Consider the following 13,767-nt stretch of genomic DNA (forward strand, 5'->3'; position numbering starts at 1 on the left):
TGACCGCCACCATTGCCCGTCGTCTGATCCTGGATCGACACTGCAGCGGTGATGCCCTGGCCGAAGTCAGCCGTGTAGGTGGCCTGGTTCACACCGGTGACGAAGTTCGAGCCGCCCGGAATGGTATCGGGACCGCCAGCCGGATAGCCCGTCCACGGTGCATCGAAGATCGAGACGGTGCGACCGAAGGTGAAGCCAGCGAACTGGATGAAGGCGTGGTAGAGGCCGAGACCAGCAGTACCGCCCGCGGCGGCTGACGGGTTGCTCGCGGAGACCGTTTGGGAGTCAACGCTGAACACCATGTCGGCGAAGGTGCGGACCACGCCGTACTCGGTCGCCGTGCGGGTATCGACCGTGAGGTCCATACGAGCGCGGCTGTAGTAGTAGTTCGTCAGACGGTTGTTCGAGCCGCCGTTGAAGGTGCCCGAGCTAAACCGGAAGCCGTAGTCGTTCGCGCCGCCAAGGATCATGTCCGCGCGGACGTAACCACCCAGCTTGATGCAGGTGTCGGTGCCGGGGATGTAGTAGAAACCTGCACCGTACAGGGAGCAGATCTTCACGTATTCGACGGCCTTGGCCTTCAACGGAAGATCGGCCGCCTGCGCTCCGCCAACGGCGAGCAGACCCGCCACTGAGCCGAGCAAAAGGCCCTTAAAGTTCATGTTAAACCTCCAAGTTGCTCTTTCAGGGAAGGTCACTGACCCGAACGGCCAATTCCCCAACCCCCTCTAAATCACCGCCGTGGCCACCTTCGCGTCTTCGGACACACCCGCATGAACGCGAGGGACTTAAGCGAAAGACCTAAACGGGACGACCTTGGGATGCCCCCCTCCGTCGCCTGATCACCATGATGGATGGCCATTGCACACGCAACAACCGAACGGGCGCGAACAGCCCCGAACATCCCGAATCTGTTCATGTGTTGCACAAAAATCACGCACCTGCCGTCGCGCAAAAAACATGACAACCTATTGATTTATCGCCGGAAAAAATCATTCACAGCCTCGTTACAGGCCCAAGGGGCTAACGGAGCCTGCCGACGTGCATGCGGCTTGGATGGGTTGCGCGGGGGCCCTTCCACGGCGTGGAAAAGCGAATCGAGCAAACCAGAAGAACCACTGCGATGCATCGCAACGGGTGATCCAAATATCGAACGACAGGAACAGGATTTCGGCCGTCGATCGTGCAGAATCACAAGTCGTTCAGGTTCCGCGCCGGGCAAGATCTCGGAACCAGTGGCGGAAGGGCAACAATCGAGGGACATACGCTGTGCCCCTAAGTCCGACAGCGGGTCGTGTCCGGCGTCGATCACTCTGAGGGTTTTCAGCCCCTCGCGTCCACTCACCGCCGGCGGGCCCGGGTTCTCACCCGCGGTGAATTCCGAGATCCAAGCGACTGGATGGCATCATTGACGGTTCCCAGCGCGTCGGAGGCGAAGTGCAGGACGATCGTCGTTATCTCTTCAACTTCATTTCCACGCAGGCGCTTGGATCGGCCATTGCCATGCACCGCCACAATCTGCCCGAGCCGGCCGCCGCCAGGCGGGCGACGCACTCATACGATGCTATTCCTTCTTCTCATCAAGCAGCTTGGCCACGCGCCGCAAGCCGAGCAGATAACCCTGATTGCCGAAGCCGGCGATAACCCCGTCAGCCCGTTTGGAGATGAACGAGTGGTGGCGGAATTCCTCGCGTTTGTGCACGTTGGAAATGTGCACCTCGATCACGACCCCCTCGAACGTGTTCAGAGCATCCAGGATGGCGACCGACGTATGGGTGAAAGCTGCCGGGTTCATCACGATGCCGGCAGCCGTCTCGCGCGCCTCATGGATCCAGTCGATCAGCTCGTATTCCCTGTTGGATTGATGGAAGCGAATCTCAAGGCCGAGCTCCTTGGCTAGCGCCCGGCAATCCCGCTCCACGTCCGCAAGCGTCTCGTGACCGTAGATGTGGGGCTGACGCTTTCCGAGCAAGTTGAGATTCGGCCCGTTCAGGACGTAGACAAGACGGCTCATGGAAGTACTCCGTTCAGTGATGGGCGAGGATCTCGCCAAGGAACTGCCTGGTGCGGGCGTGCTGCGGATTGCGGAAGAAGGCGTCGGGCGCGCCTTGTTCGATGATCTGCCCTTCAGCCATGAAGATGACCCGGTCGGCAACCTGCCGGGCAAAGCCCATCTCATGGGTGACGCAAATCATGGTCATTCCGTCGTTGGCGAGGCCGATCATCGTATCGAGCACCTCCTTGACCATCTCAGGGTCGAGAGCCGAGGTCGGTTCATCAAACAGCATCACCTTCGGCTGCATGCAGAGCGCACGCGCGATCGCAACACGCTGTTGCTGACCGCCCGAAAGTTGGGCCGGATACTTGTCGGCCTGATCACCGATGCGGACGCGCTCCAGGTATCTTCGCGCGGTCGCCTCCGCCTCGGGCTTGCTGATGCGGCGCGCGCGGACAGGCGCGAGCATGCAGTTCTGCAAGACCGTCATATGCGGAAAAAGATTGAAGCTCTGAAAGACCATGCCGACGTCCTGGCGAACGACATCGATAGCCTTGATACTGTCGTCGAGCCGATGACCGTTCACCACGATGCTGCCCTGCTGGATCGCCTCGAGGCGGTTGATGCAGCGGATCAGCGTCGATTTGCCCGACCCGGACGGACCGCAAAGTACGATCTTCTCGCCCTTGCGCACGGTGAGATCGACGTCACGGAGAGCCTGGTACCCGCCGTACCATTTCTGCACGCCCTTCATTTCGATCAGAATATCGCCTTGCATGGATTCGGCTCCGCTAGCGGACGACGGCCGACGCGGATGGCGCGTCGGCCGCTCGCAATGGCTACTGAACTGTGAAGGGAACGCCGGGGACCGAATCCGGGAAGATGGGCACCGGCGCCTTCATCCATTTGGCGTAGAAGCTCGCCAGTTTTCCATTCGACTTGATCTGGTCGATGAACTTGTTGGCGGTCTCGTTCCACTCCTTGTCGCCGAGGCGGGTGCAGGCCCCGTTGTACAGAGCGGTGAAGTGAAGCTTGGGCTCGAACCCAAGCTCGGGCTTTGCGGCATTCAGACGCTGCGGGTAGAAGCTGTTTGCGCCGACGGCCTGCACTTGACCCGAGAGCAGCGCCTGGATCGTGGCCGCGTCATCATCAAACCTGCGGATTTCGGTGCCCGCCGGAGCATTGTTGGTGACCTGGGTGTCCTGGGTGGAGGACCTCGGAACGCCGATCACGAACTTGGCCATGTCGGCATTGCTGTTGATCGGGGTTGCCTGGGCCGCAACCAGCGTGATCTCGTTGGCAACATACGGCTTGGAATACTGCACCGCCTTCGCGCGCTCGGGCAGCATGGCCATGGTCGCAAACAGAATGTCGACGCGGCCTGTGGTCAGCGCGGGAATGCGATTGGCCACCGCGAGCGGAACGAACTCGGCTTTCACGCCGAGATAGTCGGCGAAGGCGCGCCCCATGTCGGCATCGATGCCGTCCTGCTTTCCTGAGCTGTCGACATAGCCCCAGGGCGGATTGTCGCCCTGAATGCCGATGACCACGACGCCCTTCTTCTTCACTTCGTCCAACGTGCCGGCCTGCGAATGGCCTGCGACGGCGATGGCCGCCAATGCCAGCAGCGCGATCCCGAACTGGCGACGATTGGCTGAAAACAACATGAGTATCTCCTCCTGTGATGGCTGTTTGTGATTGGATAGGTGCGCCATACCTATCTTTGACTGGCCAGGGCGAGCCTGGCCTCCATCCGGCTGCCCCACCACGAGAGTGGCCAGCAGAGGATGAAATACATTGCGCCGACCACGCCGAAGACGAGCAATGGCTGGAAAGTCTGGTTCGAAACAATTTGACCGGCGCGGGCTAGCTCGATGAAGCCGACGATGGCGGCGAGCGAGGTGCCCTTTATCAGCTGCACGAGATAGCCGATGGTTGCCGGCAGCGAGATGCGAATCGCCTGCGGCAGCACGATGTCGCGCATGCGGGACGTGTAATGCAATCCAAGCGCCATCGCCGCCTCGGTCTGGCCGAGCGGCACGGCCTGGATGGCTCCGCGCCAGATCTCACCAAGGAAGGCGGAAGCATTCACGGTGAAGCCGATCGCGACTGCGACGAAGGCGTCGAGCTTCAGCCCGGTCAGCGCCAATCCGTAGTACACGACGAAAAGCTGCAACAGCAGTGGAGTGCCCTGGAATATCCCGATGTAGATGCGGGAGAACCATTCCACGCCCTTGTGACCACAGGTGCGCAGCAATGCGATGGCGAGCCCCGCCGTACAGCCCCCTACGAATGCAACCAGCGTCAGCAGCACGGTCCACTGCATCCCACGCAGCAGGAAACCGAACTCAGGAAGACCGAAATGCGGTGCCATCATTCCTCCTCACCGTGTCGGATATGAGAGGAAGCGGTGAGAGATGAGTGCAAAGCTCAGCATCAGCAGCCAGGAGATTGCGAGATAGAGGAAGGTCACGGAAAAATAGACTTCAAAGCTGCGGAATGTATCGCTCTCGATGCGTTGCGCAACCGACGTCAATTCGTAAGCCGATACGGCCGAACAGATCGACGAGGTGAGCGTGAGCATGATGAACTGACCCGTGAGCGAGGGATAGATCGCGCGTAGCGCGGGCTTGAGCACGATGAACCGGAATACCTGCCCTTTGTGCAATCCGAGCGCGTACCCTGCCTCGACCTGTCCCTTATGAATTGACTGCACGCCACCGCGGATGATCTCGATGGCGTAGGCGCCGCCATTGACACCGAGTGCGATAATGGCGGTCACGGTCGGATTGAGCTTCAGCCCGACGAGCGGCAGGGCGAAGAACAGAAAGAATATCTGCACCAGGAAAGGCGTATTGCGCACGATCTCGACGAAGCCGATCACGACAGCACGCAACCATGCTGCTTTCGAATCGCGCGCCGCGACGCCCGCGACACCGATGATCATCGCGAGCGTCATGCCAGCAAGCGCCAGGCCCAACGTCCCCGCGCACCCCCACAGCAGCGCGGGCATCGCATGCCAAACCACCGAGAAATCGAGCGTGTAGCCCATCTTGCGTTTCCTCTCGGGCGTTGTTCGTGCCGCTCGCCCATCGGCCCTACGTCACCCTCCCAGGGATGCGAACGTTGCGAAGAAGACGTCTGGATCAGGTGCAATGCCCGTGAACAGGCGGAATGCTTCGGTGCCCTGGTAGATCGCCATCCCGGCGCCATCGACCGTGCGGCAGCCGAGGGTGCGGGCCGCGCGCAGCAGCGCGGTTTCCAGCGGGAAGTAGACGATCTCAGCGACCCACAGATCGGGACGCAGCAGGTCCGTCGGCAGCGGCGTCCCTGGATATTTGTCCATGCCGATCGGCGTCGCGTTGACAATTCCGTCTGCGGCAGCCACAGCCGCCTCGACATCCTGGCCAACCTTTAAGCGCCCTTCTGCAAATCGGGGGGACAATCCGTCGACCACACTCTGCGCCTTGACCAAGTCGATGTCTATGATGGTCAGTTCCTGCACGCCGAGCTTCATGAGCGCGAAAGCGACCGCCGAGCCTGCGCCCCCCGCACCGAACTGGACGACGCGACGAAGCGATGCACCTTGCATGTTGCGACGAAAGTTCTCGGCGAAGCCGAACCAGTCGGTGTTGTGGCCAGTCATTCGACCGTTGCTGATGACCACGGTGTTCACGGCACCAAGCGCCTTTGCGTCGGGCGAAAGCTCGTCCAGGAGTGGAACGATCGCCTGCTTGCACGGATGCGTCACGTTCAACCCGTCAAAGCCCATCCGCTTTGCGGCCCTGAGCAATTCCGGCAAGGTCTTAACGCCGAGCTTCAACTCGGACAGATCGATCTTCTTGTAGAGATAGCGGATGCCGGCGGCGTCAGCGGCGGCTTCGTGCATGGGCGGCGTGCGGGACGCAGCAATGCCGCTGCCGATCAGACCAACGAGAAAGCTGGATTTGGGAGGCATGTTCGGGATCGCTCGTCAGCTCAAAGGGACAGTCAACTCGGCGATGACCTGAGCCGTGCCGGGTCGAACCCCCCGCCACCAGGCAAAAGCTTCCGCCGCCTGCTCCACCAGCATGCCGACGCCGTCGGCCAGCTTGGCTACGCCCTCGACATGGGCCGCTTGCAGAAAGGAAGTCAATCCCTTGCCATAGGCAAGCTCGTAGGCCAGCTCCGCACCGCGGAAGACATTGCCTGGAAGTGGCGGCATCTCTCCGCGCAGGCTGGCCGACGTCGCGTTGACCACGACGTCATAACCCTCGGTAAGATCGGCCAGTTCGGCATAACCGCTAACGATCAGGGGACCATAACCGGCAAACTCTTCGGCCAAAGCCACAGCCTTTGACAAGGTACGATTGACGAGCACCAACTCGGACGGTTCCTGGCGCAGGAACGGCAGCAGCGCGCCACGCGCCGCGCCGCCGGCACCGAGAATCAGGACGCGACGTCCGGCCATTCTTACGCCGAGATTGACCGTGATGTCACGCACTAGGCCGACACCGTCGAAATTCTCGCCAATGATCCGATCGCCGACGAACTTCAGGCAGTTTACGGCGCCAGCTCGGTCGGCGCTCTCGGATAGCTCGTTTGCGTAGGCGAAGGCATCGAGTTTGAACGGAGCGGTGATGTTCAGCCCCTTGGCGCCTTCGCTCCGGAATTGATCAACCCGTTCGCTGAAACCATTGAGGGGTGCCTCGATCGCCTCGTAGACAAGGTCTTGTCCCGTCATTTTGGCGAACGTGCCGTGGATGAGAGGTGATTTACTGAAGCCGATTGGATTGCCCATCACCGCGTAACGATCGCTCATGGCTCACTCCTGCACTGCAGCTTCGTTGTAGAGCACGCCGTCGCGCACCATCGCATCGACCGTTTCAGCTGAGATCCCCAGCGAGCCTGCAATGCGGCGATTATCCTGGCCAAGCAGCGGTGCCGGAGTACGTACCGTGGTGTCGCAATCGGAGAAGCGGAAGGGCAGGTTCGGCAGCGTCACCTTGCCGAGCACAGGATGCTCCTGCTCGACCAGCATGCCACGCGCGTGGATCTGCGGATCGTTCACGACCTCTTCGATCGTCTGCACGGGAGCGGACGGCACGCCTGCCTCGTCGAGTGCCGCAAGACAGGCGTCCCGAGAAGGCTGCGACAACGTCCAGTTCCGCACAATCTCCATGGTCTCGGCATAATGGGCATTGCGCGCGGCAGGCTTGGTGAAGCGCTCGTCGGATGCCAGCGCGTCCCCCCCGATCAGCTTCGCCAGCCGCCGCCACGCATCGTCGACTTGGGCAGCGATGACAAGATTGCCGTCCTTTGCCGGAAAGACGCCGTAGACGGTCGAGTCCGGCTGTCCGCTTCCGGTCTGCTTCGGCAGGTCGGTCCCGCCAGAGAGGAAATAACGCTGCACCGCATAATCGTGCATCGAGACCATGCAGTCGTACAGCGCCAGATCGATGTGCTGGCCGCGCCCGGAGGACGCGCGGCCGACCAACGCGGCATTGACGGCGGCCACACCGTGAATGCCGGTGTACATGTCCGCCAACGGCATGCGAAGCAGCGGCGGCGCTTCGCCGGGAGTGCCGAGTTGTGCCAAGGCACCCGACATCGCCTCTGCGATCAGGCCGAAGCCCGGACGATCGGCATAGGGACCGGTGTGGCCATAAGCCGAGACCGAGCAGTAGATCAGTCTGGGATTCCGCGCCGACAACGCCTTGTAACCGAGCCCGAGGCGCTCGAGTGCGCCGGGGCGGTAGTTCTCGATGAAGACGTCGGCCGTGTCGACGAGCTTCATCATCATGTCGAGACCGCGCGGGTCGCGCAGATCGATGCACAACCCCTGCTTTCCCATGTTCTGCTGCAGGAAGTAGCCGGATTGTCCGTCCTTGAAATACCCGTGAGCGCGGCCCGCATCGCCTTCCTTCGGACGCTCCACCTTGATGACCTCAGCGCCCATCGCGGCGAGGCAACGGCCCATGAACGGGCCTGCCAGGAAATGGCTGTAGTCGATGACGCGAATGCCCTTGAGCGGCAGATCTTGCGCGGTCATGCCTGCTCTCCCACGACGCTGGTTTTCGGGCGCATCGGAATCATCAGTCGATGCTCCCCGAGCTGCACCACTTCGCCGCGCTGATTGATCAGCTCGGATGGCAGCACCACGATGCCCCATCCTTCCCGCTTTGTGGCGCGCATCGAGCCGACGCGGAACTTGACGTGCACGGTATCGCCGAGCTTGATCGGCAGCTTGAAATCCCACGTCCAGCCCAGCGACATGCCCGGAAGGAAGCGATAGTCGGCGCGGGTCTTCAAACCGTCCGCCAGCGACAGACCAAACAGCCCGTGCGCGACGCGCGTGCCGAATGGCGTGGTCTTGGCGTATTCCTCGTCGACATGAACAGGCGTGAAATCACCCGTCAGTTCGGCATAGGCATTCACCATCGCTTCGGTCACCGTCACTGCGGGGGTGACGCATTCGTCACCGACCTTGGCATCGTCCCAGTAGCGTTCGTCGGTCATATCGCTTCTTCCTTATGCCCGTGGGTTGATCGCCAGCGCCGCTTCCACCGCGCCCGCACTGGCTTGCAAGATTTCGACGTTCAGCCCGCCCGGCAGCGCGAGCCAGTTCGGTCCGGCGGGCAGTGCTTTGGCGCCCCACGCGGCGGCGCGGGCAAGCACACCTTCATAATCGTCGACCATGATGCCCAGATGCGCCAGACGCCCCTCCGGTCCGACAAAATCGGGATCCTCGATCAGTTGCACGCTTCCGAGCACCCATACCTGACGCGGGCGCGCACCATCGGCCGGTTGCTCGTCGCGAATGGCGAGACCCAGCACCTCACGAAAGAAGTCGACGTGACGATCAACGTCCGGCACGCGGATCGCGACGTGTTCGACATAGGCGCGCGGTAGCGGCATCGTCTCAGGCCTTTCCTGGATAATCGCTGCGGGCGTATTCGAGCCCTTTGACCAACGCGACGATGGTGGAGTTGACGGGAGTAGGCACGTTGAACCTGGAACCCCACCGCACGACGGAGCCGTGAATGTAGTCGACCTCGGTCAGATTGCCGGACTGCAAGCTCTGCAGCATCGATGTCTTGAACTCGGGCGGCAGCCCCGCGGAGGCCATCGTCCAGGCGCGCCGCGGATCGGTAACCGAGATCTTCACGCCAGCAGCCTGCGCGACCGCGATTCCCTCTGAGATCGCTGCCAGCGCGCAATCTTCCAGGATGGGGAGCGAATAGAGGCCGCCATAGGTCAGGCCGGTAATGGCGGTGAGGCCGCCGCCGGCGACGTTGATGAAGAGCTTGTCCCACATCGTGCCCATGATGTTGTCGCTGAGCAGCGTGAGAATACCGGCGCGATTGAACGTCTCGAGAATTCGCCGTCCGCGTTCGGTCAGCCGCCCGTCAAGTTCGCCGATGATGGTCTCCTTGCCCGTGACTCCGGAGCGAACATGACCGGGTCCCAGCAATACGCCACCCACATAGGTCTTGCCCGCCATGACCCGGTCACGACCAACTTCCTCCGACAAGATGTCCTCGTGGCCAAGGCCGTTTTGGAGCGACATCACGACCGTCGCCGGCCCGATGATCGGCGCAGCCGCGCGAATGGCATCTCGCGTGTGGTAGGATTTGACGAGTACGATGACGAGGTCCGCCTCGACCCCGACCTGGCTCGCGGAGGTGCACGCAGTCACCTTCACGACGGTCTCGGTGCCACCTTCGAGCAACCTGAGGCCATCGGCATTGATCGCATCGACATGCGCTTGGAAAGGATCGATGAGCCAGACCTCGGCCCCGCCACGTGCCAGCGTGCCGCCGATGGTGGAGCCCAGGGCCCCCGCTCCGATAAAGCAGATCCTCATCTGAACGCTTCTCCCGCGCCTTGCCCGGCGTTGGAGGCGAGGTAGCAGGCTGCTCTGTATTTGGATATACTATGATCCTTATAACCATTATTGTGATTTGCAATGAAGCATCAGGATCACGCCGAGACCAACCTGCTGGACCCGCGCCTGCTCAGGCTCTTCGACGCATTGTTCACCACGGCCAGCGTCACCAAGGCAGCCGAGAAGCTCGGTCAAAGTCAGCCGACCATTTCGATCTGGCTGGCGCGCTTGCGAAAGGAATTGGACGATCCGCTCTTCATCCGGTCGGCTGAGGGGATGCTGCCGACGCCGCGCGCCGAGGCTCTCATCGGCACGGCCAGACAAGCGCTGGAAATGCTGCGTCGCCTGGCCGAGCTTCGCATCGACTTTGATCCGACGATCGCAAAGCGCCGTTTTACCATCTGCATGACGGATGGAAGCCACGTCACGCTGCTTCCGGCCATCCTCGCTCACGTTCGCAGCGTCGCGCCGGGCATCCGCATCGAGGCGGCGCAGATCGGCGCGGACACCCCACGGATGCTGCAATCCGGCGAAGCCGATCTGGCGCTCGGCTACATCTCGGATCTCGACGCCGGACACTTCCAGCAGGCACTCTTTCCGCAGGATTGGGTCTGTCTGGCGAACGCAAGACATGCCCGGATCCGGGACCGCATCACCGCAAAGGACTTCAGGCGCGAGGCGCACGTTCTCATACACTCCGGCACCGGACATCAGTTGCTCGCGGACGCACTAAAGGAGCAGCGGATGGTCCTTGACGTTGCGCTCGAGCTCCCCGGTTTTTTGGGACTTCCCACAATCGTCGGGACGACTGATCTGATCGCCACCCTTCCGAGGCACATCGGTGAAACGTTGGCTCATTATTACGGACTGCGCGTGCTCGACTGCCCGCTGCCGATCGCCGGATTTACGGTGAAGCAATATTGGCACGCCCGCTTCCATCACGACCCGGCAAGCCAATGGCTGCGCGGCGTGTGCGGGGACCTTTTTCAGCAGCAGGAAGTGCGGGGTCTACATCGTTCAGGTCGGCCAAAGAAACGAAAGCCGCGCGATTTACAGCCGTAGTGGAGCGCTTAACAAGGGCGGAAGCCAAGCAGCCAACGGCTGCGCTACCGCCGTCGCCTCACCTCAACCGGCACTTGCCGCGCAATGAACTAGTAGTTGGTGGCGTTCTTCTCGTTGGGAATGCCTTCGATCGGGCATTCAGCGGTTCCTACGGTCGGGCGGGTCATTGCCTCGACCATATCCCGGGTGCCTTCGGGGTCGGCGATCCACCTCGAATAGAAGTCATAAGGACAGGCTGCGAGGCCCTTCGCGCTTTCGCCGGAATTGATCGTCCCGGTGTAGCCACGATGCAGCAGCTTGAAGAGATGGTTCTGCGACTGGTTGTTGCGGCGGGCATCGCGGATCAGGCTCTTCGACAGCCCGGCGTACTGGATGCCATACTCCTCCTCGCCAGTCTCACCAAGCGTCCGGCCATCGAAACCGACGATCGCTGAGTGACCGAAATAGGAGTAGACGCCGTCGAAGCCCGCGGCGTTGGCCACCGCGACATAAACATTGTTGGCCCAGGCCATCGCCTTGGAGATCATCACCTGCTGCTCCTTGGCCGGATACATATAGCCTTGGCAACGCACGATCAGCTCTGCGCCCTTCATCGCGCAGTCGCGCCAGATCTCCGGATAATTGCCGTCGTCGCAGATGATCAGACTGATCTTCAGCCCCTTCGGGCCTTCCGAGACATAAGTGCATTTGCCCGGATACCAGCCCTCGATCGGCACCCATGGCATGATCTTGCGATACTTCTGCACGATCTCGCCGTTGTCGTTCATCAGGATCAGCGTGTTGTAAGGCGCCTTGTGCGGATGCTCCTCATGGCGCTCGCCGGTCAAGGAGAACACGCCCCACACCTTCGCCTTGCGGCAGGCTTCGGCAAAGATCGCGGTCTCTTCGCCTGGCACCTGCGAGGCGGTCTCGTACATCTCCTTGGCGTCGTACATGATGCCGTGGGTCGAGTATTCCGGGAAGATCACGAGATCCATGCCGGGCAGACCGAGCTTCATGCCCACGACCATGTCGGCAATCTTGCGGGCGTTGTCGAGCACCTCGGCCTTGGTATGCAGCCGCGGCATCTTGTAATTGACGACGGCAACGCCGACCACGTCATTGCTGGAAGAAATGTCACCATGAAGCATTTGAAACGCCCTTCGGTTCTGGTTCGAGCTTCTGATCCGTTGCGGTCCGCGTCAGTGGCTGATCATCCAGGGGCGCGCGGTCGGAAAGCCGACGGCGCCGCTCCTGCTTTTCGTCACCAGCCGCCCCGGCTTCTTCTTCGTGCCGGCCGCGCAGCAGCCGCAACCCGGGCCGTGGGCGGCCTTGTATTGGTCGAGCGTCTTCGGTGCGTGCTTGCTGCGCTCATTGGTGGCGTGCGCCTTGCGCTTGTCACCGGGCATGCAGAAGAACGCCGGCGCGGTGAGGATCACCCGCGGCGATTCCGTCTCGCAGCGCGGACAATGCTGCGGCGCGTCGCATTCGGCCATCGGGCGCATATCGGTGAACGGGCCGCAATCATTGCAGAGATATTCATACACGGGCATCGTCGCTCCCTTCGCCGTAGCACGTCGGACGCGGGACGCATCGCCCCGCATCCGTCTCGCATGGGGACTACTTGTCAGGTGAGATCGGCATCTGCACATCGCCCGTGATGTGCTTCACCGGCCCAGCGGAGGACGGCATCACATCGAAGTCGAATATCTCGGTCGGCAGCCACAGCGTGGCGCAGGCGTTGGGCACGTCGACCACGCCCGAGATGTGACCCTGGCACGGCGCCGTGCCGAGAATCGAATAGGCTTGCGCGCCGGAGTAGCCGAATTTCTTCAGATACTCGATCGCGTTCAGGCAAGCCTGGCGATAAGCGATGTGAACGTCGAGGTAATGCTGCTTGCCAGCCTCGTCGACCGAGATACCTTCGAAGATCAGATAGTCCTTGTAGTTCGGCGTGATCGGCGACGGCTTGAACACGGGGTTCTTGATGCCGTATTTCGCGACGCCGTCCTTGATGATGTCGACCTTGATGTGCAGCCATCCGGCCATCTCGATCGCGCCGCAGAAGGTGATCTCGCCGTCGCCCTGGCTGAAATGCAGATCTCCCATCGAGAGGCCGCCGCCGGGAACGTAGACCGGGAAGTAGATCTTCGAGCCCCGTGACAAATCCTTGATGTCGCAATTGCCGCCATGCTCACGCGGCGGCACGGTACGGGCACCCTCGAGACCGATCTTGGCCTTGACGTCACCCTTGGCCTGGCCCGCATGCGCGGTCGGCGCGAACGGCGGGTTGGCAAGGCCCGGCACACGGGTCGGGTTGGTCGCGATCAGCTCGGCTTCGCGCGCGTTCCAGGCCGCGAGCATCTTGGCGTCGGGCAGACAGCCAATCAGGCCAGGATGGATCAGGCCGGCGAAATTCACGCCGGGCACGTGACGCGACGAGGTGTAGAGGCCCTTGATGTCCCAGATCGATTTCTGCGCCAACGGAAAGTGATCGGTCAGGAAGCCGCCACCATTCTGTTTGGAGAAGAAGCCGTTGAAGCCCCACAGGCTCTCCTTCAGCGGACCAACGTCGAGCAGATCGACGACGAGAAGGTCGCCGGGCTCAGCCCCCTTGACGCCGATCGGACCGGACAGGAAGTGCACGATCGACAGGTCGATGTCGCGCACGTCGTCGGCCGAGTCGTTGTTCTTGATGAAGCCGCCGGTCCAGTCGACGGTTTCGATGATGAAATCGTCGCCCGGGCTGACCCACTCGACGATCGGAACCTCCGGATGCCAGCGGTTGTGGATCTTGTCGTTTTCATAGGCCGACTTGGTGAGATCGACCTTGATCAGTGTCTCTGGCATCGAGATGTTCCCC

General features: G+C 61.7%; 16 protein-coding genes. 1 reads left to right on the plus strand and 15 read right to left on the minus strand.

The window, feature by feature from the left end; translation table 11 throughout:
- From BM222_RS37660 to BM222_RS37715, 12 genes are all read right to left on the minus strand, one after another.
- Positions 1-662: porin (locus BM222_RS37660; RefSeq protein ID WP_143106179.1), on the minus strand; the 662-nt coding region annotated here is incomplete at its 3' end.
- A gap of 902 nt (positions 663-1,564) precedes the next feature.
- Positions 1,565-2,014 (minus strand): type II 3-dehydroquinate dehydratase, encoded by a 450-nt coding sequence (gene aroQ, locus BM222_RS37665; RefSeq protein WP_092239695.1) that lies wholly within the window; start codon positions 2,012-2,014, stop codon positions 1,565-1,567.
- A 13-nt stretch (positions 2,015-2,027) separates the two neighbouring features.
- Complete coding sequence (locus BM222_RS37670) at positions 2,028-2,774, minus strand: amino acid ABC transporter ATP-binding protein (RefSeq protein WP_092239696.1); 747 nt, start codon at positions 2,772-2,774, stop codon at positions 2,028-2,030.
- A 61-nt stretch (positions 2,775-2,835) separates the two neighbouring features.
- Positions 2,836-3,663, minus strand: coding sequence for a transporter substrate-binding domain-containing protein (locus tag BM222_RS37675; RefSeq protein ID WP_092239722.1), 828 nt, complete (start codon positions 3,661-3,663; stop codon positions 2,836-2,838).
- Between the two features lie 50 nt (positions 3,664-3,713).
- Positions 3,714-4,370, minus strand: coding sequence for an amino acid ABC transporter permease (locus tag BM222_RS37680; protein ID WP_092239723.1), 657 nt, complete (start codon positions 4,368-4,370; stop codon positions 3,714-3,716).
- A 9-nt stretch (positions 4,371-4,379) separates the two neighbouring features.
- Positions 4,380-5,048 (minus strand): amino acid ABC transporter permease, encoded by a 669-nt coding sequence (locus BM222_RS37685; RefSeq protein ID WP_092239697.1) that lies wholly within the window; start codon positions 5,046-5,048, stop codon positions 4,380-4,382.
- Between the two features lie 51 nt (positions 5,049-5,099).
- Complete coding sequence (locus BM222_RS37690) at positions 5,100-5,954, minus strand: shikimate dehydrogenase (RefSeq protein ID WP_092239698.1); 855 nt, start codon at positions 5,952-5,954, stop codon at positions 5,100-5,102.
- Positions 5,955-5,969: 15 nt separating this feature from the next.
- Positions 5,970-6,797, minus strand: coding sequence for a shikimate dehydrogenase (gene aroE / locus BM222_RS37695; protein ID WP_092239699.1), 828 nt, complete (start codon positions 6,795-6,797; stop codon positions 5,970-5,972).
- A gap of 3 nt (positions 6,798-6,800) precedes the next feature.
- Positions 6,801-8,027, minus strand: a complete 1,227-nt coding sequence (locus BM222_RS37700; protein ID WP_092239700.1) for a CaiB/BaiF CoA transferase family protein — start codon at positions 8,025-8,027, stop codon at positions 6,801-6,803.
- A complete protein-coding gene (locus BM222_RS37705; protein ID WP_092239701.1) occupies positions 8,024-8,494 on the minus strand; it encodes a MaoC family dehydratase in 471 nt (156 codons plus the stop codon). The genes BM222_RS37700 and BM222_RS37705 overlap by 4 nt, the downstream gene beginning before the upstream one ends.
- 12 nt (positions 8,495-8,506) lie before the next feature.
- Positions 8,507-8,893, minus strand: coding sequence for a VOC family protein (locus tag BM222_RS37710; protein WP_092239702.1), 387 nt, complete (start codon positions 8,891-8,893; stop codon positions 8,507-8,509).
- Positions 8,894-8,897: 4 nt separating this feature from the next.
- Positions 8,898-9,842: a ketopantoate reductase family protein gene (locus BM222_RS37715; RefSeq protein WP_092239703.1), complete on the minus strand. Its 945-nt coding sequence runs from the start codon at positions 9,840-9,842 to the stop codon at positions 8,898-8,900.
- 102 nt (positions 9,843-9,944) lie between these two features.
- Between BM222_RS37715 and BM222_RS37720 the strand changes: the two genes are divergently transcribed.
- Positions 9,945-10,925 (plus strand): LysR family transcriptional regulator, encoded by a 981-nt coding sequence (locus BM222_RS37720; protein WP_092239704.1) that lies wholly within the window; start codon positions 9,945-9,947, stop codon positions 10,923-10,925.
- An 89-nt stretch (positions 10,926-11,014) separates the two neighbouring features.
- Here the strand turns inward: BM222_RS37720 and BM222_RS37725 are convergent, their stop codons facing one another.
- From BM222_RS37725 to fmdA, 3 genes are all read right to left on the minus strand, one after another.
- A complete protein-coding gene (locus BM222_RS37725; protein WP_092239705.1) occupies positions 11,015-12,055 on the minus strand; it encodes an aliphatic amidase in 1,041 nt (346 codons plus the stop codon).
- Positions 12,056-12,106: 51 nt separating this feature from the next.
- Positions 12,107-12,457, minus strand: coding sequence for an FmdB family zinc ribbon protein (locus BM222_RS37730; protein WP_092239724.1), 351 nt, complete (start codon positions 12,455-12,457; stop codon positions 12,107-12,109).
- A 67-nt stretch (positions 12,458-12,524) separates the two neighbouring features.
- Positions 12,525-13,754: a formamidase gene (fmdA, locus tag BM222_RS37735; protein WP_092239706.1), complete on the minus strand. Its 1,230-nt coding sequence runs from the start codon at positions 13,752-13,754 to the stop codon at positions 12,525-12,527.
- Positions 13,755-13,767: the final 13 nt, after the last annotated feature.

This window comes from Bradyrhizobium sp. Gha (assembly GCF_900113735.1).
In the GTDB taxonomy this organism is placed as follows: domain Bacteria; phylum Pseudomonadota; class Alphaproteobacteria; order Rhizobiales; family Xanthobacteraceae; genus Bradyrhizobium.